A 16,980-nucleotide genomic window follows, 5' to 3' on the forward strand; every position below is an offset into this window, starting at 1 on the left:
CATTCAGCCCCCGAAATGCAGAACGCAGATCAGGGTGAACAGGCGACGCGCGGTGTCGGTGTCGATCTCGGCCTTGCCGTCCAGCCGTTCCTGCAACACCCGGCTGCCCTCGTTGTGGATGCCGCGCCGGGCCATGTCGATGGTCTCGATCTGGCTGGGCGGCAGGGTCTTGACCGCGTTGAAATAGCTTTCGCAGATCTGGAAGTAATCCTTGACCACCTGCCGGAACGGGCCCAGCGACAGGTGGAATTCGGCCGCCTTCTCTTCGTCCTCGGTCTGGATGTCAAAGACCAGCCGCTTGTCGCGGATAGACAGGTTTACCCGGTAGGGCCCGTCTGGCACCGCGCGGTCGTCGCGTGCCGGCAGGGCAAAGCTGTTTTCCTCCAGCAGATCATAGATCGCGACTTTGCGCTCCTGCTCGATCTCGGGCGTGGGCGGGGGAAGGTTGCTGTCATCCAGCTCGATATGAGAAATACGGCTCATCGTCACGGGTGCCTGTTCGATAGATCGGGACAGACCTACACCATGGGTTTGCGATGGGCAACGTGTCGCGATGCGCGATCAGCTGCCGGGGCGCCGCGTGGGTACCCGGTTCTCCAGCCAGCGAAACGCCAGCGCGATCAGCCCCGCGATGACCATATAGACCAGCGCCAGCAACAGGAGCGGTTCGTAGATCACGAACGTGTCCTGCCGCACCCGCGAGGAGACAGCGAAGATCTCGACCACCGTGATCGTCGCCACCAGCGGCGTTGCCTTCAGTTGCAGGATGGTCTCGCCACCCAGCGTCGGCAGCACGTTGTTGATCGCCTGCGGCAGCCAGATGCGGCGGAACAGGGTGAAACGAGGCATCCCGAACGAGCGCGCGGCCTCAAGCTGGCCGCGATTGACCCCGGCGAATGCGCCGCGCATCACCTCACCCTCGTACCCGGCAAAGGACAGCGTCAGCGCCAGCAGCGCATAGGGCCAGGCCTGCCGCAGATAGGGCCACAGAACGCTGTCTCGGATACCGTCGATCTGGGGAAAGACCGAACCCAACCCGTAATAAAGCAGCCAGATCTGCAACAGCAGCGGCGTGCCCCGGATCAGGGTGCAGAACACCCGCGCGGGCGTCGACAGATACCAGGGCCCCACCGCCTGGGCAAAACCCAGCGGCACCGCCAGCAGGAAGCCCAGGAATGTACTCGCTGCGAGCAGCCAGACGGTGCGCCACAGCCCCTCCATCGCCAGCGGCATGTACTTCGGCAACCAGTCCCAGCGCAGCGTCAGCGCGCACCAGACCACCAGCGCCACAGCCAGCCCGATCAGCACCAGCCGGTGCGGCATCAGCATCGGACGGATCATCCGCATCATCGGCCCGCCCCCTTGAGAGAGGGCTGCCCGCGCCGCGACCGCCGCTCGAGCAGCTGGAACAGCGCGGACGACATCAGCGTCACCATCAGATAGAGCGCGCCCGCGGCGAGGAAAAAGGTGAAATAGGCCCGCGTGCTCGACGCCGCCTGCCGGGTTTCCAGTGTCAGCTCGCTAAAGCCCACAACCGCCAGCAGCGCGGTATCTTTGGTGGCGATCAGCCACAGGTTCGCCAGCCCCGGCAGGGCAAAGGACAGCATCGCCGGAATGGTCACCCGCCGCATCAGCATCACCGGCGGCATGCCAAAGGCGCGCGCCGCCTCGATCTGGCCCTGCGGCACTGCCAGGATGGCACCGCGCAGCACCTCGGTCGAATAGGCACCCTGCACCACGCCCAAAACCCAGATACCGGCGGCAACGCCGCTGATCTCAACCCGGCCATATCCCAGCGCCTCGGACGCGCGGTTGATCAGGTCGGTACCCACGAAATAGAGAATGAGGATCAGCACCAGTTCGGGCACGGCCCGGACAACGGTGGTATAAATGGCGAGCAGATCACGAATGACCGGCCCGCCATAAAGCTTGCCATAGGCTCCGAACAGCCCGATCACCAGACCGAAGCCGAAGGCCCCGAACGCGATCTGAAGCGATTTGCCCAGACCGCGCAGCAGGTTCATCCCCCAGCCCGGTGGTGACAGCGACAGCAGCTCGGCGCTTTTCGCCAGGCCGAGCAGGTCCAGAAGCCCCTCCATCGACTGCGATTATTCGCTGTAGATGGGCGCGGTGAAGTAACGCGCGGTGATCGCCTCGTGCGTGCCATCGGCCAGGATTGCGGCGATACCCTTGTTCAGCGCCTCGCGCAGCGCATCGTCACCCTTGCGCACCCCGGCGCCCACGCCCTTGCCCAGGATCGCCTCGTCATTGGCAACGGCGCCCTTGATCTCGCAGCACTGGCCCGCATCGGTGGCGACAAAATCGGCCATGGCGATGCTGTCGGCCTGGGTGGCGTCGATGCGACCGGCATAAAGGTCCTGATTGGCCTCGTCCTGAGTCTGATAGACGCGGATCTCGGCATCACCGAAATACGCGTTGGCATAGGCCTGGTGAATGGTCGAGGCCTGCACCCCGATGATCTTGCCGGCCAGCGAGGCGGGCGACGCATCAATATCCAGCGACTTGTCGGCGACGATCACGGCGGGCGTGTTGTAATAGGGGTTCGAAAAGTCGATGGTCTGCATCCGCTCTTCGGTGATCGACATCGAGGCCATGATGGCGTCGATCTGCTTGCCGGTCAGCGAGGGGATGATGCCGTCCCATGCGACCGGCGTCAGCACGCAATCCAATGCGGCGGCCTTGCAGACGGCGTCGATCACCTCGACCTCCCAGCCGACCCAGTTGCCGGCGGAATCGGGCGAGGCGAAGGGCGGATAGGGCTCGGCCGCGATGCCGATCTTGACCTCTTCGGCGGCCACGGCACCCGCGCCCAGGGCCAATGCGGCCAGACCGGCCAGCAGCGATGTCTTGAGTTTCATATGTTGGTCTCCCTGTTGTTCATTCTTGGGGGTTCAGTTGATGGATTTCAGAAACTGTTTCAGCCGCTCGGATTGCGGGTTGCCGAATATCTGGTCGGGTGGCCCCTGCTCCTCGATCCGGCCCTGATAAAGATACACCACATGGTCGGCGACCTCGCGGGCAAAGTTCATCTCATGCGTGACCACCAGCATGGTGCGTCCCTCGGCGGCAAGGTCGCGCATCACGCCCAGCACTTCGCCCACCAGTTCGGGATCCAGCGCCGAGGTCGGCTCGTCAAACAGCATCACCGCCGGGTCCACCGCCAGCGCGCGCGCGATGGCCGCGCGCTGCTGCTGACCACCGGACAGGAACAGCGGATAGGTGCCCTCTTTCTCAGCCAGACCCACCCGCGCAAGCAGCGCGCGCGCCTTTTCGATCGCCTGCGCACGCGGCACTTTCAGCACATGCACCGGCACTTCGATCACGTTTTCCAACAGGGTGCGGTGGGTCCACAGGTTGAACGACTGGAACACCATCGCCAGCCGGGTGCGCACCCGCTCCAGCTGTTTGCGGTTGGCAGCGGTACCGTCGGCGCGCATCTGAATTTCCTCGCCGCCGATCACGATCCGGCCCGAACTGGGGGTTTCCAGAAAGTTGATGCAGCGCAGCATGGTCGACTTGCCCGAGCCCGAGCCGCCGATGATCGCGATCACATCGCCCCGGTTCGCGGTCAGCGACACGCCCTTGAGCACTTCGAGATCGCCAAAGGATTTATGCAGATCCTCGATCAGCAATGTCCCCGCCAAATCGCTGGCGGCCCCCGCGTCGGGCGTCAGTTCCTGCGTTGCTGTCACGCCATCCCCCTGACTTTCCGGTTGCCTTTTCGGCCCGGCTCTGTTTATATTTATACAGATGTATAACAACATGGGCGACGCAAATCAAGCCCGCTTTTCACCCCGCAGGAGGCCCCGCCCTTGGACAGCCCACGCCGCAGCTTTACCCGCGAATCCGCCGAACACCGGCGCGAGGCGCTGATCCGGGCGACGCTGACCCTGATCGGGCGCAAGGGTGTGCAGGCAGCGACCGTGCGCGGCATCGCGGACGAGGCGGGCGTGACGCTGGGTCTGATCCGGCACTATTTCGATGGCAAGGACGAACTGATCTATGCCGCCTATCAGGCACATATGAGCCAGCTGACCGATGCCACGATGGAAGGCCCCCGCCGGGCGGGCGAACCGGCGGCGCACCAATTGGCGCGCATTGTGCGCGCCAGCCTGACCCCCCCGGTCAGCAGCCCACAGGCAGTGGGTCTGTGGGCCGGGTTCCTCAACATGGTGCAGCGCGACCCGCGCATGGCCGAGGTGCACAGCCGCACCTATTACGACTTTCGCGACCGCTTGCAGGCACTGATCGCCCCTGCGCTGGAAGAGGCAGGTGAAACCCCCACGCCCGAGCGGCTGCGCGCGCTGGCCATCGCCTGTAACGCCGTCATCGACGGGCTCTGGCTGGAGGGCGGCGCTCTGCCCGATGCCTTTGATCCGGGCGAACTTGTGAACATCGGCCTGACCTCGGTCGGCGCCATTCTGGGACTGACCCTGAACGATCCGGGAGAAGAGGCATGAAAACAACCGCCATTACCCGCCGCCTGGCCGATCTGGGCGGCGCCAAATGGGGCATCTACCTGCGCGCCAAGGCGATGATCGCCCAGGGCGCCGATGTGATCAGCCTGACCATCGGCGAGCCGGACGTGCCGCCACCGACCGAGTTGATGGATGTGGCCGAGGCCGCGATGCGCGCCGGGCGCACCACCTATTCCGATGGTGCGGGCGAGCCGGGCCTGCGCTCGGCGCTCGCCGAACGCTACAGCGCCAGCACCGGGCGGGCGATTTCGGATGCGCAGGTCATGTGCTTTCCGGGCACCCAGACCGCGCTCTACGCGGTGTTGATGGGCGTGGCCGAGGAAGGCGACGAGGTGCTGGTGGGCGATCCCATGTATGCTACCTATGCCGGGGTGATCCGCGCCACCGGCGCCGATCTGGTGCCGGTACCGCTGCGGCCCGAAAACGGGTTTCGCATTTCAGCCGACGATATCGCCGCGCGCATCACGCCGCGCAGCCGCGCCATCCTGCTTACCACGCCCCACAACCCCACTGGCGCCATCCTGACGCCCGAGGATATCGCCGCAATTGGCGACCTCGCCCGCAAGCATGATCTGTGGATCATCTCGGACGAGGTTTACGAGCAGTTGGTGTTCGACGGGCAACGCTTTACGTCGCCGCTTGCCCAACCCGATCTGGCCGACCGGGTGATCGTGGTCTCGTCGATCTCGAAATCCCACGCCGCGCCCGGCTTTCGCAGTGGCTGGTGCATCGGACCCGAGGTGTTTACCGCCGCGCTGCTGCCGTTGTCGGAAACCATGCTTTTCGGCAACCAGCCCTTTATCGCCGACATGACCGAGGCGGCGGTGCGCAACGGCTCCTCTGTTGCACCGGGCATGCGGGCACGGTTCGCCGCGCGGGCGGACCGGCTGGCCGCGCGGCTGAACGGGCAGACCTGCCTGCGCGTGCTGAAACCGCAGGCCGGCATGTTCGCGATGATCGATGTCACCGGCACCGGCATGAAGGGCGAGGCCTATGCCGAACACCTGCTGGATCATGCCGGAGTGGCGGTGATGCCGGGCGCCTCGTTCGGCGACACGATCGACGGCTGGGTCCGGGTGGCGCTGACCGCCGGGGACGCGGCATTTGACACCGCCTGCGAGCGCATCGCCGCCCATGCGGCGCAATTCCAGAGCGAGGACGCCTGATGACAACTGTGGGAGAGGCGCTGGTGGCAGGTCTTGCCGCACGCGGGGTGACCTGTGTGTTCGGCATTCCCGGCGTGCACACGATCGAGATGTATCGCGGTCTGGCTGCTTCGGGTATCCGTCATGTCACCCCGCGCCACGAGCAGGGCGCCGGGTTCATGGCCGATGGCTATGCCCGGGCCTCGGGGCGGCCCGGCGTGGCCTTTGTCATCACCGGACCGGGGGTGACCAACACGCTGACCGCGATGGGACAGGCTTGCGCAGACAGCGTGCCGATGCTGGTGGTTTCGGGCGTGAACACCCGCGCCAGCCTGGGGCGCGGCATGGGGCATCTGCACGAATTGCCCGATCAGCTGGCGCTGGTCTCGCAGGTGGCGCTGGAGGCGCATCGCATCTCGCAGACGGATCAGCTGGCCCCGGCATTGGGATCGGTGTTTGACCGGTTCGCCACAGGTCGCGGCGGTCCCTGTCATATCGAGTTACCGCTGGACGTGGCCGGGATCGATTTCGACGGTGCCCTGCCCGCCGCTGCTCCCGCAAAGCCCGATGAACCAGAGGCCACGTTGCTCGACACTGCTGCCGCGCGGCTCGACGCCGCGCGACGCCCGGTGATCCTGATCGGAGGCGGGGCAAAGGGCATTGAAACGGCTGTTCTGGCGCTGGCCGAACGGCTGGATGCGCCGGTGGTGCAGACGGTGAACGCGCGTGGGCTGATGCATGGTCATCCCCTGACGGTGGCCGCCAGCCCCAGCCTTGACGCGGTGCGCAACCTGATCGCAGGCGCCGACCGGGTGCTGGCCATCGGGACCGAGCTGGGCCCGACCGATTACGACATGTACGCCACCGGCACCATGGCCGCGATGGCGGGGCTGATCCGGATCGACCTCTGCGACGCTCAGCTTGCCCGCCACCCCGCCGACCTGACGATCCGGGGCGACGCGGGTGCCGCCGTGAAGGGGCTGTTGGCGCGGCTGCCCGAGGGTGCGCGCAACCACGACGGCGCCGCCCGCGCCAGCGCCGCCCGGCACGCGGCGCGTGAGGAAATAGGCCCCTATATGCGCAGCATGGTCGAGATGCTGGAAGCCGCGCGCGATGCGGTGCCCGGCGCGCTGATGGTGGGGGATTCTACCCAGCCGATCTATGCCGGCAACCTTGTTTACGACCACGACCGCCCCGGCGGCTGGTTCAACGCCGCCACCGGGTTCGGCGCACTGGGCTATGGTATCCCTGCCGCCATCGGCGCCGCCATCGCAGCCCCCGAAACGCCGGTGATCTGCATCGCGGGCGATGGCGGGGCGCAGTTCAGCCTGACCGAGTTGATGGTCGCCCGCGACGAGGCGCTGCCCATCACATTCGTGATCTGGAACAGTCGCGGCTATCGCGAAATCGACATGTCGATGCGCGCGGTGGGTGTCGAGGTGGTCGGTTGCGACCCGACCCCGCCCGATTTTGCCGCCATCGCGGACGCCTGCGGCATGCCCTACAGCATCTGCGCCGCCGACAATCCGGCGGGCTTTGCCTCTGCCCTTGCCAAAGCCCGGCGCCATGCCGGCCCCACGCTCATCGAAATCGACGCACCTTATGCGCCGGAACAGGATTGATCCGCCATGACCGACCCGACCTATGAATTCACCCGCGCCATCACCCGCCGCCCGGCCCCCAGCGTGATCGATGGGCTCAGGGCCCAGGATATCGGCACCCCCGATTTGGCCCGCATGCAAAAGGCGCATGACCACTATGTCGCCACCCTGAAAAGCACCGGTGCCGAGGTGATCGAACTGCCGCCGCTCGATGCCTATCCCGACGCGCTGTTTGTCGAGGATACCGCGCTTTGCCTGCCCAAGGGCGCAGTGCTGATGCGCCCGGGCGCCCCCAGCCGCATGGGCGAGGTGGCCGAAATGGCCCCGACCCTGCGCGCCTGTTACGCCGAGCTACGCGAAATCACCGGCCCCGGCCATATCGAGGGCGGCGATATCCTGGTCACCGGGCGCGAGATCCTGGTGGGTCGCTCGGACCGGACCGATGCCGCCGGAGTGGCCGAACTGACCGATATCGTCGCCGACTGGGGCCATACCCTGCGCGAGGTCTTTACCCCGCCCGGCGTGCTGCATTTCAAGACCGACTGCTCGCTCCTGGATGGCGAGACCATTCTGGCGACCGAGCGGCTGGATGCCTCGGGCTGTTTCGAAGGTTACCGGGTGATCCACACCGCCCCGGGAGAAGAGGCCGCAGCCAACTCGATCCGCTTTAACAATCTAGTGCTGATGCCTGCCGGGTTTCCGAAAACAGCCGAGACCCTCGACAAGGCCGGATTTGAGGTTGTGGAAATCGACAACAGTGAATGCGCCAAGCTGGATGGCGGCATGTCCTGCCTATCGCTGCGGTTCTGACCTTGGAGAAGAGAGGCGCAGAGCGCGCCTCTCTCAAAGCTCGGTCAACAGGACAAAACCGATGGCGATGGCCAGCAGAAACAAGGTTTCAACCACCAGGATCACGCCATAGCTCGGCTTGACATGGGCAATGGTGGCGAGGCTTGTCTTGACCCCCAGGGCCGAGATGGCAATCACAAGGCACCAGCGCGACAGGGTGCCGATGGCGTCGATCACCGCTTGCGGGAGCACGCCGGTATTGGCCAGCACCGCCAACACGATGAACATCACCAGGAACCAGGGCAGGGTGACCCGCTGGCTCTGTGCGCCGCGAAAGCTGAACATCACGACCAGCATCACCACCGGCAGCAGCGCCACCCGCACCATCTTGACGAATGTGGCGATGACGCCCGCCTCCTCGCTGATGGAATAGCCCGCGCCGACCACCTGCGCCACGTCATGGATGGTCGCCCCGATCAAGAACCCTGATTGCAGATCGCTCATACCCAGGCTGGCGAACAGGATCGGATAGGCGATCATCGCGATGGTCGACAGCGCGGTCACCCCGATCACCACGAACAGCGTGTCCTGCTCGCGATCGGCCCGCGCGGGCAGGACCGACGCGATGGCCAGCGCCGCCGACGCCCCGCAGATTGCCACCGAACCGCCCGCCAGCAGGCCAAAGGCCATGCGGCGGCCAAAGAGATAGGACAGCATGGCGCCACAGGCGAGCGTGGCCAGCACAAAGCCCCCCACCGCCGCCACGGCGCCATAGCCGATGCTTTCCACATCGCCGACGCTCAGCCGCAGGCCCAGCAACCCGACCCCGAACCGCAACAGTGTCTTGGCCGAGAAATCGAGGCCGGGGGCAAAGGCGGCATCGCGATGCAGAAAGTGAAAGGCCATGCCGATCAGCAGCGCGAACAGCATGGCCGGCGCCCCGTAATGCTCGGACAGAAAGGTAGCGGCGGCGGCCACAACGCAGACCAGAAGAATGCCACCAAAGTGGGTGTCCCAACGGGACTTGAGCGCCGATACCATCGGTTATGTCCTTGGCAGGAAGGGGGTAGGGGTGGCCTTAGGCCACCCAGCGTCCCGAATAGTCAAACGCGTTGTCATAGCCGAACAGCGCCACCGCGCCGCCGGTATGCAGGAACACAACCCGCTCGCCCTTCTTGAAATGCCCCTTGCGGATCAGGTCGATGAAGCCTGCGGCGCCCTTGGCCGAATAGACCGGGTCAAGCAGGATCGCCTCAAGCTCGGCAAACATGCGGATCGCCTCCAGCCCGCTTTCGGTGGGAATGCCATAGCCTTCGCCGACATAGTCGGTATTGGCGACCACGTCCTCGCGCGCGACGACACCGGGGCAGCCCAGCTTCTCGGCGGTGGCGCAGGCCAGGTTATAGACATTCTCTTCCTGCTTGGGCTTGGGCGCACGCACGCCGATGCCCAACAGCGGGATCTGTGCGTTCATCGCCTGAAGCCCGGTGATCAGACCGGCCTGGGTGCCCGCGCTGCCGGTGGCGTGCACGATATGGTCCACCTTCAGCCCGCGCTCGTTGAACTGGTTCAGCATCTCGAAGGCACAGTTCACATATCCCAGCGCACCGGTCGGATTCGAGCCGCCACCGGGGATGGTATAGACCTTGCGGCCGTCGGCGCGGAACTTCTCGGCGACCTGTTCCATCTCGGCATTCATGTCCAGACCGCTGCCGGGACGCTTTTCAGTGGTGGCGCCATGCAGATGGTCCAGCAGCACGTTGCCGTTGTTGTTGTAGTTCGCGTTGTTCGAGCCGGTCCGGTCCTCGAGAAGGATATGGCAATCCATGCCCAGCTTGGCGGCGAATGCGGCGGTCTGGCGAGCATGGTTCGACTGGGTCGCGCCCTGCGTCATCACCATGTCGGCGCCCTGCAACTCGGCCTCGGCCATCAGGAATTCCAGCTTGCGGGTCTTGTTGCCGCCGGTGGACAGGCCGGTGCAGTCGTCCCGCTTGATCCAGATCTCGGGCCCACCCAGTTCGGCGGTCAGCCGGTCCAGCCGTTCCAGCGGCGTCGGCAGATGGGCGATGAAGCGGCGGGGATAGCGGGCAAGATGCATGGTGTTAACTCCTGAATTGGGTTTAAGGCAACTTACCCTCGAATTTCCGGGCAATCTAATGCAAACTGCGCGGGATAACATGCATGATCGGCATATTAGCGGGGCAGGGCGATGCAACTGGACTGGATCGACGATATCCTGGCGGTGATTGACACCGGGTCGCTTGCTGCGGCGGCGGAACGCCGGCTGTTGACCCAGCCCGCCTTTACCCGCCGGGTGCGCGGAATCGAGGAGCGGATCGGCGCGGCGCTGTTCGACCGCAGCCGCAAGCCGGTGGCGGTGCTGCCCGGCGTACTGGCACTGGAACCCGAACTGCGCGAGTTGAGCGGCCGCTTGCGACGATTGCAGCAGGATCTGCGGGTCTCGGCCGAGGATGCCCGGCGCGGGGTCACCCTGGTCTGTCAGCACGCGATCACCACCACCATCTCGCCCCGGATCGTGCGGGATCTGACCGCGTCTCAGGACATCTCGGTCCGGGTGCGCTCGGGCAACCGGGACGAATGCCTGATGCTGCTGTTGTCGGGCGAGGCCGATTTCGCGGTCGCCTACGAGGTGCCGGGCGAGCGTGATCCGATGCTGCCACAAGCCTTTGACCGGGCCGAGCTGGAAACAGACCTGTTGGTGCCCGTGCACGCATTGGGGCTTGAAACGGCAGAGGCCCGCACCGAGATGCCGGTAATCGGCTATCCGCCGGATGTGTTCCTGGGACAGGTGTTCGACCGCTTCGTCGCGCCGCGTCTGCCGGCGGGATTCACCTATGAGGTGCGGGCCGAGACCGCACTGACGCTCGCGGCCTGTGAATACGCATTGGGTGGCATCGGAGTGGCCTGGTTGCCGTTGACACTGGTGGCACCACATCTGGCGGCGGGGCGACTGTGCCGGGCCGAGGGCCTGCCGGACCAGCCGCTGACCGTTACCCTGATGCGGCTGTCGGGTGGCAGCCCACGCCGGAGCGATCAAAGCTGGCAGATGCTCAGCGGCCAGCCCGGCCCATCATAGGGCGTTCCATACTTTCTGGCCGGTCTCGTCCAGACGGTCGCGCGAACAGAACAATGACAGGGTCAGCGGCGCCTGCCAGTCCGGGCCGCCGATGATGGTGACCCGCCCGGCGGCCAGTTCCTCGGCAATCACGCTTTCAGGCAGCCAGGCCATGCCGCTTCCCGACAGCACCCGCCGCTTGATCGCCTCGGTCAGTGCATCCATGTAGCGGATCGCCAGCGGCGGGGTACGATTGCCGATGGTCTGATCGACCACGGTGCCCAGGAAGCTGCTCGGGTCGTAGCTGAGATAGGGGATCGGCTGACGCCCGTCGCCGTCCAGATCCCAGCCACCCGCCCGCGCGGCGCCGCTCTCGGCCACCGGATACATCAGCTCGACCCCGATATCCTTGCGCGCGAACTGCTTCTCCTCGAACACCGGCTGCACGTCCTGATGCCGGTAATAGAGCAGGAAATCACAGGTGCCGTCCGACAGCAGCTGGCAACAGGTGCGCAGGTTGTCGGAATAGACCCGCACCCGCAGATTGGGGATCAGGTCCTCGAACTCGGCGATGCGCCGGGTCAGGTAATTGACCGAGATCGTGTGCAGCACCGCAAAGCGCTGGAACGCGGTCACCCCCTGTTCCTGCGCGCGCAACACCTGCCGGATATCGGTCAGGCTGGCGATGGCTTCCTGTGCCACCGGCAGGAATTGCTGCCCCGCCTCGGTCAACTGAACCGGATAGGTCGAGCGTTTGATCAACGGGATTCCCAACCAGTTTTCCAGCGATTTGATGCGGCGACTGAACGCGGATTGGGTGATGTTGCGCTCTTCCGAGGCGCGGGTGAAATTCAGCGTCCGCGCCAGGCAGGTGAAATCGCGCAGCCAGTTGATATCCATCTTTGCGCCCCCGTTTTCACCATAATTGCCTGATTTCGCTTATTTATGCAACATTCGCATAGTTTAATGATGTATTTGAGTTGGCCATAACGCCCGACCCGTGCCTAGCCTTATAACAGCATCCGACCGTCACCCGCCGGGGACGCGGAGCACATATGCGGGGCAGACGGCATCAAGAACCGAACCACCCCCGCCCATCCAACCGGGAGACACTGAATGACCCTGAACCTGAAAACCGTAACCGCAAGCGCGTTGGCCCTGACCTGTGGCCTGGTGGCGGGCACGGCCGCGGCCGAAACCACGCTGCGGCTGAGTACCTATGTGAACGAAGCCGATATCCGCTACGCGGGCTTTACCCATTTCGCCGATCTGGTCGCTGAAAAGACCGGCGGCTCGGTCAAGGTCGAGGTGTTCCCCTCGGCCACGCTGCATGGCTGGTCCGAGGGCGTCGATTCCGTCCAGGGCGGCGTGTCCGATATCAGCTGGATCAATGCCGACAACCGGCTGCCCTGCTATGCGGTGACCTCGCTTTATCCCGCCGAGGTGAGCCTTGAGAACCAGACCGGGCTGGACGCCGCCTATGCCGAACTGATCCGCGACGAGGCTGCCAATGCCGGGTTGGTGCCGCTCTTTAACTCCAACTACTCCTACGATCAGGAATGGTGGTTCGAAGAGCCGGTTGCCGATATCGGCAATCTGGACGGCAAGCTGGTACGCTCGATCGGGCCGCTGGTCTCGATGATGATCGAAACCTGGGGCGGCGAGCCGGTCTTTGTGGCCCCCAAGGAAGTGTTCCAATCCGCCGAGCGCGGCGTGGTCGACGGCATCAACATGGGCGTGGCCACCTATTCATCGTGGAAGCTGTGGACCGTGATGCCCTATATGGTCAACGCCAACCTGTTCTATGGCAACATCCAGTACATGATGAACAAGGCCAAGTTCGACGCGCTGAGCGCGGATGAGCAGGCCGCACTTACCGCCGCGGCGGCCGAGACCGAAGCCTGGCTTCAACCCCGCTACGAGGCCTGGGTCGACCAGCAGGTCGGCAATGCCGTCATGCAGGGCGGCGGGGCTGCCGTATCCATCTCGGACGACCAGCGCGCCAGCCTGATCGCCAGCGTCAAACCCAAATGGGACGAGACCGTGAACAATGCCTGCGGCAACGAGCTTGCCGACAGCATCCGCTCGCTGCTGGCCAGCCACGCGCCCTGATCGGCGGATCATCCCTGTGGCCCCGCATGACCGGGGCCACAGTTGCCGCTTAATCAAAACCTGAGAGGTCTGTCATGAGTGACGGAATCGACCGCCTGATCCGGGGTGTCGAGCGCGGCGTCGTATGGCTCGCCGGGCTGGGGGCCGTCATCGTTCTGGTCCAGATGGTCTGGATCACCTACGGCGTCTTTGTCCGCTATGGTCTGGGCAAGCCCGACCGGATGGTGACCGAGGCCACCGCGCTGTTGCTGTTCCCGGTGGCCTTTGCCGGGCTCGCCTTTGCCCTGCGCGAGGATGCCTTTCCCAAGGTCACCATGCTGACCGACCAGATGCGTCCGGGGGCGCGGCGGTTCTTTGACATCCTCAATCACCTGCTGATGCTGGGGGTCGGGGGGTTCTTTGCCTATGCCGGCGTCAGCGCCACGGTCCGCTCGTTCAACTCGGGCGTGGCCTCCGAGATCCTGCACTGGCCCCGCTACATGTTCTGGGCACCGGGCGCCGTCGCGCTGGTCCTGTTCACCCTTTACACCGCATTGCGCCTGATCCGCCTGATCATGCGTCCGGCCCCGTCGGGAGACCTCTGATGGAATGGTATGTTGTCGGCCTGGGACTGCTGGGCCTGTTGATGCTCTTCATCTCCATCGGGTTGCCTATCCCATTTGCGCTGGCCGCCGCCTCGCTGCCGTTTCTGTGGGAGATTCAGGGCTGGAAAACCTCGATCGTGTCCTCGGAGTTGAAGCTCTGGGGCGTCTGGATCGACTATATCCTGCTGGCGGTGCCGCTATTCGTGTTCCTGGGTGAGCTGATCGGCAAATCGAATATCGGGCCGAACCTCTATCAGTTCCTGCATCAGGGCGTGCGGCTGCGCGGCTCTGCGGCCTATGGCTCCATCGGGGCCAGCGCCGGGTTCGGTGCGGTCTGCGGTTCCTCGATGGTGGGCGCGCTCACCATCGGCGGCGTGGCCCTGCCCGAGATGCTGCGGCTGGGCTATGGCAAGCGCCTTTCGTCGGGTGTGCTGGCCGCCGGTGGCACCCTGTCGGTGCTGATCCCGCCCAGCCTGATCCTGCTGTTCTATGGCATCGTCACCGATCAGAGCATCGGCGACCTGTTCATCGCCGGTGTCATCCCCGGCATCATCCTGGTGTCTAGCTTTGTCGTCGTGGTGCTGATCTGGGGCATGCTGCGCCCCGAAGACATCCCCGGCAGCGAGGATGCCGCCAAGATGCCGATGCGGATGATCCTGGCCACGGTCGGCCCGGTCGTGCTGATCGGCCTGGTGATCACGGTTGCCATCTATGCCGGTATCGCCACGCCCACCGAGGCCGCCGCCGTCGCCGCCTCGCTGACGGTTCTGCTGGCCTTCTGGGTCGGCGGGCTGACCTGGCAGGGGTTCAAGGAGGCGATCTTTTCCACCATGCGGACCATGGGCTATCTGGGTCTGCTCTTGTCGGCGGGGGTGCTGTTCGGTTTCGTGCTCACCTATTACCGGGTGCCGCAGCAATTTACCGAGCTGTTCTTGTCCTTCGACCTGTCGCCCTATACCGTTCTGGCCATCGTGCTGGTGTTCTACATCATCCTGGGGATGTTCCTGGAACCGGTGTCGATGACCTTCATCACCCTGCCGACCATCTATCCGCTGATGAGTGCCGCGGGCTTTGATCTGATCTGGTTCGGCGTGGTCTACACCATCACCATGGAAATCGCGGTGCTGACGCCACCGGTTGGGCTGAACCTCTACGTGATCCAGGCGATCAGCCGCGATCAGGTCACCATCGGTGACGTGATCATGGGCTGCCTGCCCTTCATCGCGGCGATGATCCTGCTGATCGCGGTGCTGATCATCGCACCCGATGTGGCGCTGTGGCTGCCGGAGCAGATGCGCTGATGCCGGGCCTGCCATATCTGCGCGAAGGGTCCGGGCCGGTTCTGGTCTTTGTCCATGGCTACCTGGGCGGTGCCGCGCAATGGGCGCAGGAAATCGCCCGGTTCAAGGACGCGTTCGACGTGATCGCGCCCAACCTGCCGGGGTTCGGCGCTGCCGCCGACCGACAGGGATGCGCCAGCATCGAGGAGATGGCCGCGGCGGTGCTGGGTCTGCTGGACGAGTTGGGCATCGCCGAGTTCCTGCTGGTCGGCCATTCCATGGGCGGCATGATCGCGCAGCAGATGGCCGCCGACCGGCCCGATGCGGTCAAGCGGCTGGTGCTTTACGGCACCGGGCCGCTGGGGCTGATGCCCGACCGGTTCGAGCCGATCGACACCTCGCGCGAACGGCTGCTGGCGGATGGGGTCGAATGCACCATCCGCAGGATCGGGGCCACCTGGTTCAAGGCCGGTGCGGCGGCGGCGGGCTATCCGCTGCTGGTCGAAATCGGCGCCCGGGCCAACCCGCAGGCGGCAATGGCCGGGCTGGGAGCGATGGCCGCCTGGGACGGGCGCGCGGCACTGCCCCGTCTGAGCATGCCGACCCTGGTCCTGTGGGGCGACAGCGACAAATCCTATCGCTGGCCGCAGGTCCATTCACTCTGGTCCAACATCCCCGATGCGCGCCTGTCGGTGGTGCCCGGCACCTCGCATGCGGTGCATCTGGAGAAACCGGGCTTCTTCCACGCGATTCTGGCCGATTTCCTGACCGAGACCTGATACCTCTGGCCAGCCACCCCTGTTTGCGCTGAAATGCCCGCGCATCAGGCCAAACGGGGGTGAAGATGATCCTGTGCTGCGGCGAAGCGCTGATCGACATGATCCCGGCCCCCACTATCGGTGGGGCACGCGGTTTCCTGCCTCAACCGGGGGGCGGGGCGCTCAACACCGCGATTGCGCTGGGGCGGCTGGGGCAGCGGGTCGGGCTGGTCACGGCGCTGTCACGCGACATGTTCGGCCAGCAGCTGGCCGAGGCACTGCAAGCCAGCCAAGTGGACCTGTCGGGCGTGGCGCGGGTGGATCGGCCGACCACGCTTGCCTTTGTGCGGCTGCGCGATGGCCAGCCTGAATATGCCTTTTACGATGAAAACAGCGCCGGGCGGATGCTGGATACCGCCGAACTTCCCCCTTTACCAGAGGCAGCCAAGACCTTGTGTTTCGGAGGCATCAGCCTTGCCTGCGAACCCGGCGCCGACGCCTATGCCGATCTGCTGAGCTGCCACGGGGCAGGGCGGGTGGTGCTGATCGACCCCAATATTCGGCCCGCCCTTGTCGAGGACGAGGCGCGCTATCGCACCCGGCTTACCGCGATGATGGTGCGGGCGGATATCCTGCGCCTTTCGGACGAGGATCTGGGTTGGCTTTACCCCGAGGCGCCCGATCTGCGCACCGGGGCGCGGTCCCTGCTGGCTCTGGGTCCGGCGCTGGTGGTGGTGACGCGCGGCGCGGCGGGCGCCACAGGTTACCTGCCGGACGGCTCCGATGTTTCGGTGTCCGCACCCAGCGTCACCGTTGCCGACACCGTCGGCGCAGGGGACACGTTCATAGCCGGGCTCCTAGTCTCGTTGTTGAAACAGGGTCTGTTAACTCCGGCTGCGCTGAAGGAACTGCCCCCCGATGCCCTGACGATAGCACTGAACTTTGGCGCGCACGTGGCCGCGCTTGCCATATCACGCCCTGGGTCAAACCCGCCTTGGGCTCATGAACTGGGCTTTCTACCGGATTGAGGTCAACGGTCCGGTCTACAGGTCCCTGTGTGATAATGAAGATTATGGTATATTTACCCCAATCCATTTTCGGCCTGCCACTCATATTTCAGACATCGAAAACTCGTT

The 16,980-nt window shown here is 65.0% G+C and carries 18 protein-coding genes; 10 read left to right on the forward strand and 8 right to left on the reverse strand.

The window, feature by feature from the left end; translation table 11 throughout:
- Window positions 1-3: 3 nt before the first annotated feature.
- The 5 genes from AC2FNY_RS15470 to AC2FNY_RS15490 form a co-directional block, all read right to left on the reverse strand.
- Window positions 4-483: a UPF0262 family protein gene (locus tag AC2FNY_RS15470; protein WP_234140125.1), complete on the reverse strand. Its 480-nt coding sequence runs from the start codon at window positions 481-483 to the stop codon at window positions 4-6.
- A gap of 78 nt (window positions 484-561) precedes the next feature.
- Entirely contained in the window at window positions 562-1,350 is a 789-nt protein-coding gene (locus AC2FNY_RS15475) for an ABC transporter permease (RefSeq protein WP_439653292.1), read from the reverse strand.
- Window positions 1,347-2,099 carry an ABC transporter permease gene (locus tag AC2FNY_RS15480; protein WP_234140126.1) on the reverse strand — a complete coding sequence of 251 codons (753 nt, stop codon included), beginning with the start codon at window positions 2,097-2,099 and terminating at the stop codon, window positions 1,347-1,349. Before AC2FNY_RS15480 ends, AC2FNY_RS15475 begins: the two co-directional genes overlap by 4 nt.
- Window positions 2,100-2,108: 9 nt before the next feature.
- The gene (locus AC2FNY_RS15485; RefSeq protein WP_496803001.1) at window positions 2,109-2,879 is read right to left on the reverse strand and encodes a transporter substrate-binding domain-containing protein; all 771 of its coding nucleotides are present in this window, start codon (window positions 2,877-2,879) and stop codon (window positions 2,109-2,111) included.
- A 33-nt stretch (window positions 2,880-2,912) separates the two neighbouring features.
- Window positions 2,913-3,695: an ABC transporter ATP-binding protein gene (locus AC2FNY_RS15490; protein WP_496803056.1), complete on the reverse strand. Its 783-nt coding sequence runs from the start codon at window positions 3,693-3,695 to the stop codon at window positions 2,913-2,915.
- Between the two features lie 138 nt (window positions 3,696-3,833).
- Here AC2FNY_RS15490 and AC2FNY_RS15495 point away from each other — a divergent pair, with 138 nt between their 5' ends.
- The 4 genes from AC2FNY_RS15495 to AC2FNY_RS15510 are packed head-to-tail and all read left to right on the forward strand — an operon-like array spanning window position 3,834 to window position 8,055.
- Window positions 3,834-4,481, forward strand: coding sequence for a TetR/AcrR family transcriptional regulator (locus AC2FNY_RS15495; RefSeq protein ID WP_234140128.1), 648 nt, complete (start codon window positions 3,834-3,836; stop codon window positions 4,479-4,481).
- The gene (locus AC2FNY_RS15500; protein ID WP_496803002.1) at window positions 4,478-5,665 is read left to right on the forward strand and encodes a pyridoxal phosphate-dependent aminotransferase; all 1,188 of its coding nucleotides are present in this window, start codon (window positions 4,478-4,480) and stop codon (window positions 5,663-5,665) included. Before AC2FNY_RS15495 ends, AC2FNY_RS15500 begins: the two co-directional genes overlap by 4 nt.
- Window positions 5,665-7,266, forward strand: a complete 1,602-nt coding sequence (locus AC2FNY_RS15505) for a 5-guanidino-2-oxopentanoate decarboxylase (protein ID WP_496803003.1) — start codon at window positions 5,665-5,667, stop codon at window positions 7,264-7,266. The genes AC2FNY_RS15500 and AC2FNY_RS15505 overlap by 1 nt, the downstream gene beginning before the upstream one ends.
- A gap of 6 nt (window positions 7,267-7,272) precedes the next feature.
- On the forward strand, window positions 7,273-8,055 hold the full coding sequence (locus AC2FNY_RS15510; protein ID WP_496803004.1) for a dimethylarginine dimethylaminohydrolase family protein: 783 nt from the start codon (window positions 7,273-7,275) through the stop codon (window positions 8,053-8,055).
- A gap of 33 nt (window positions 8,056-8,088) precedes the next feature.
- Here AC2FNY_RS15510 and AC2FNY_RS15515 read toward each other — a convergent pair whose 3' ends face one another.
- Both AC2FNY_RS15515 and cuyA read right to left on the reverse strand, forming a co-directional pair.
- Window positions 8,089-9,075, reverse strand: coding sequence for a YeiH family protein (locus AC2FNY_RS15515; protein ID WP_496803005.1), 987 nt, complete (start codon window positions 9,073-9,075; stop codon window positions 8,089-8,091).
- Between the two features lie 37 nt (window positions 9,076-9,112).
- On the reverse strand, window positions 9,113-10,132 hold the full coding sequence (gene cuyA, locus AC2FNY_RS15520) for a D-cysteate sulfo-lyase (RefSeq protein ID WP_234140133.1): 1,020 nt from the start codon (window positions 10,130-10,132) through the stop codon (window positions 9,113-9,115).
- Window positions 10,133-10,243: 111 nt separating this feature from the next.
- Here cuyA and AC2FNY_RS15525 point away from each other — a divergent pair, with 111 nt between their 5' ends.
- The gene (locus tag AC2FNY_RS15525) at window positions 10,244-11,131 is read left to right on the forward strand and encodes a LysR family transcriptional regulator (RefSeq protein ID WP_496803006.1); all 888 of its coding nucleotides are present in this window, start codon (window positions 10,244-10,246) and stop codon (window positions 11,129-11,131) included.
- Here the strand turns inward: AC2FNY_RS15525 and AC2FNY_RS15530 are convergent.
- A complete protein-coding gene (locus tag AC2FNY_RS15530; protein WP_234145738.1) occupies window positions 11,126-12,010 on the reverse strand; it encodes a LysR family transcriptional regulator in 885 nt (294 codons plus the stop codon). The genes AC2FNY_RS15525 and AC2FNY_RS15530 overlap by 6 nt on opposite strands.
- Window positions 12,011-12,226: 216 nt before the next feature.
- Here AC2FNY_RS15530 and dctP point away from each other — a divergent pair, with 216 nt between their 5' ends.
- The 5 genes from dctP (at window position 12,227) to AC2FNY_RS15555 (ending at window position 16,872) form a co-directional block, all read left to right on the forward strand.
- Window positions 12,227-13,222 carry a TRAP transporter substrate-binding protein DctP gene (dctP, locus tag AC2FNY_RS15535; RefSeq protein ID WP_496803007.1) on the forward strand — a complete coding sequence of 332 codons (996 nt, stop codon included), beginning with the start codon at window positions 12,227-12,229 and terminating at the stop codon, window positions 13,220-13,222.
- 74 nt (window positions 13,223-13,296) lie between these two features.
- Window positions 13,297-13,806, forward strand: a complete 510-nt coding sequence (locus AC2FNY_RS15540; protein WP_496803008.1) for a TRAP transporter small permease — start codon at window positions 13,297-13,299, stop codon at window positions 13,804-13,806.
- Window positions 13,806-15,107 carry a TRAP transporter large permease gene (locus tag AC2FNY_RS15545; protein ID WP_496803009.1) on the forward strand — a complete coding sequence of 434 codons (1,302 nt, stop codon included), beginning with the start codon at window positions 13,806-13,808 and terminating at the stop codon, window positions 15,105-15,107. Before AC2FNY_RS15540 ends, AC2FNY_RS15545 begins: the two co-directional genes overlap by 1 nt.
- Entirely contained in the window at window positions 15,107-15,865 is a 759-nt protein-coding gene (locus AC2FNY_RS15550) for an alpha/beta fold hydrolase (RefSeq protein WP_234140198.1), read from the forward strand. The genes AC2FNY_RS15545 and AC2FNY_RS15550 overlap by 1 nt, the downstream gene beginning before the upstream one ends.
- A 65-nt stretch (window positions 15,866-15,930) precedes the next feature.
- A complete protein-coding gene (locus AC2FNY_RS15555; protein ID WP_496803010.1) occupies window positions 15,931-16,872 on the forward strand; it encodes a carbohydrate kinase family protein in 942 nt (313 codons plus the stop codon).
- Window positions 16,873-16,980 lie beyond the last annotated feature (108 nt).

The organism is Ruegeria sp. BHSC223, from assembly GCF_059613025.1.

Coding starts and splice junctions, on each gene's coding strand:
- AC2FNY_RS15470 (WP_234140125.1), bottom strand. CDS start 483: ATGAGCCGTATTTCTCATATCGAGCTGGATGACAGCAACCTTCCCCCG.
- AC2FNY_RS15475 (WP_439653292.1), bottom strand. CDS start 1,350: ATGATGCGGATGATCCGTCCGATGCTGATGCCGCACCGGCTGGTGCTG.
- AC2FNY_RS15480 (WP_234140126.1), bottom strand. CDS start 2,099: ATGGAGGGGCTTCTGGACCTGCTCGGCCTGGCGAAAAGCGCCGAGCTG.
- AC2FNY_RS15485 (WP_496803001.1), bottom strand. CDS start 2,879: ATGAAACTCAAGACATCGCTGCTGGCCGGTCTGGCCGCATTGGCCCTG.
- AC2FNY_RS15500 (WP_496803002.1), top strand. CDS start 4,478: ATGAAAACAACCGCCATTACCCGCCGCCTGGCCGATCTGGGCGGCGCC.
- AC2FNY_RS15505 (WP_496803003.1), top strand. CDS start 5,665: ATGACAACTGTGGGAGAGGCGCTGGTGGCAGGTCTTGCCGCACGCGGG.
- AC2FNY_RS15510 (WP_496803004.1), top strand. CDS start 7,273: ATGACCGACCCGACCTATGAATTCACCCGCGCCATCACCCGCCGCCCG.
- AC2FNY_RS15515 (WP_496803005.1), bottom strand. CDS start 9,075: ATGGTATCGGCGCTCAAGTCCCGTTGGGACACCCACTTTGGTGGCATT.
- cuyA (WP_234140133.1), bottom strand. CDS start 10,132: ATGCATCTTGCCCGCTATCCCCGCCGCTTCATCGCCCATCTGCCGACG.
- AC2FNY_RS15525 (WP_496803006.1), top strand. CDS start 10,244: ATGCAACTGGACTGGATCGACGATATCCTGGCGGTGATTGACACCGGG.
- AC2FNY_RS15530 (WP_234145738.1), bottom strand. CDS start 12,010: ATGGATATCAACTGGCTGCGCGATTTCACCTGCCTGGCGCGGACGCTG.
- dctP (WP_496803007.1), top strand. CDS start 12,227: ATGACCCTGAACCTGAAAACCGTAACCGCAAGCGCGTTGGCCCTGACC.
- AC2FNY_RS15540 (WP_496803008.1), top strand. CDS start 13,297: ATGAGTGACGGAATCGACCGCCTGATCCGGGGTGTCGAGCGCGGCGTC.
- AC2FNY_RS15545 (WP_496803009.1), top strand. CDS start 13,806: ATGGAATGGTATGTTGTCGGCCTGGGACTGCTGGGCCTGTTGATGCTC.
- AC2FNY_RS15550 (WP_234140198.1), top strand. CDS start 15,107: ATGCCGGGCCTGCCATATCTGCGCGAAGGGTCCGGGCCGGTTCTGGTC.
- AC2FNY_RS15555 (WP_496803010.1), top strand. CDS start 15,931: ATGATCCTGTGCTGCGGCGAAGCGCTGATCGACATGATCCCGGCCCCC.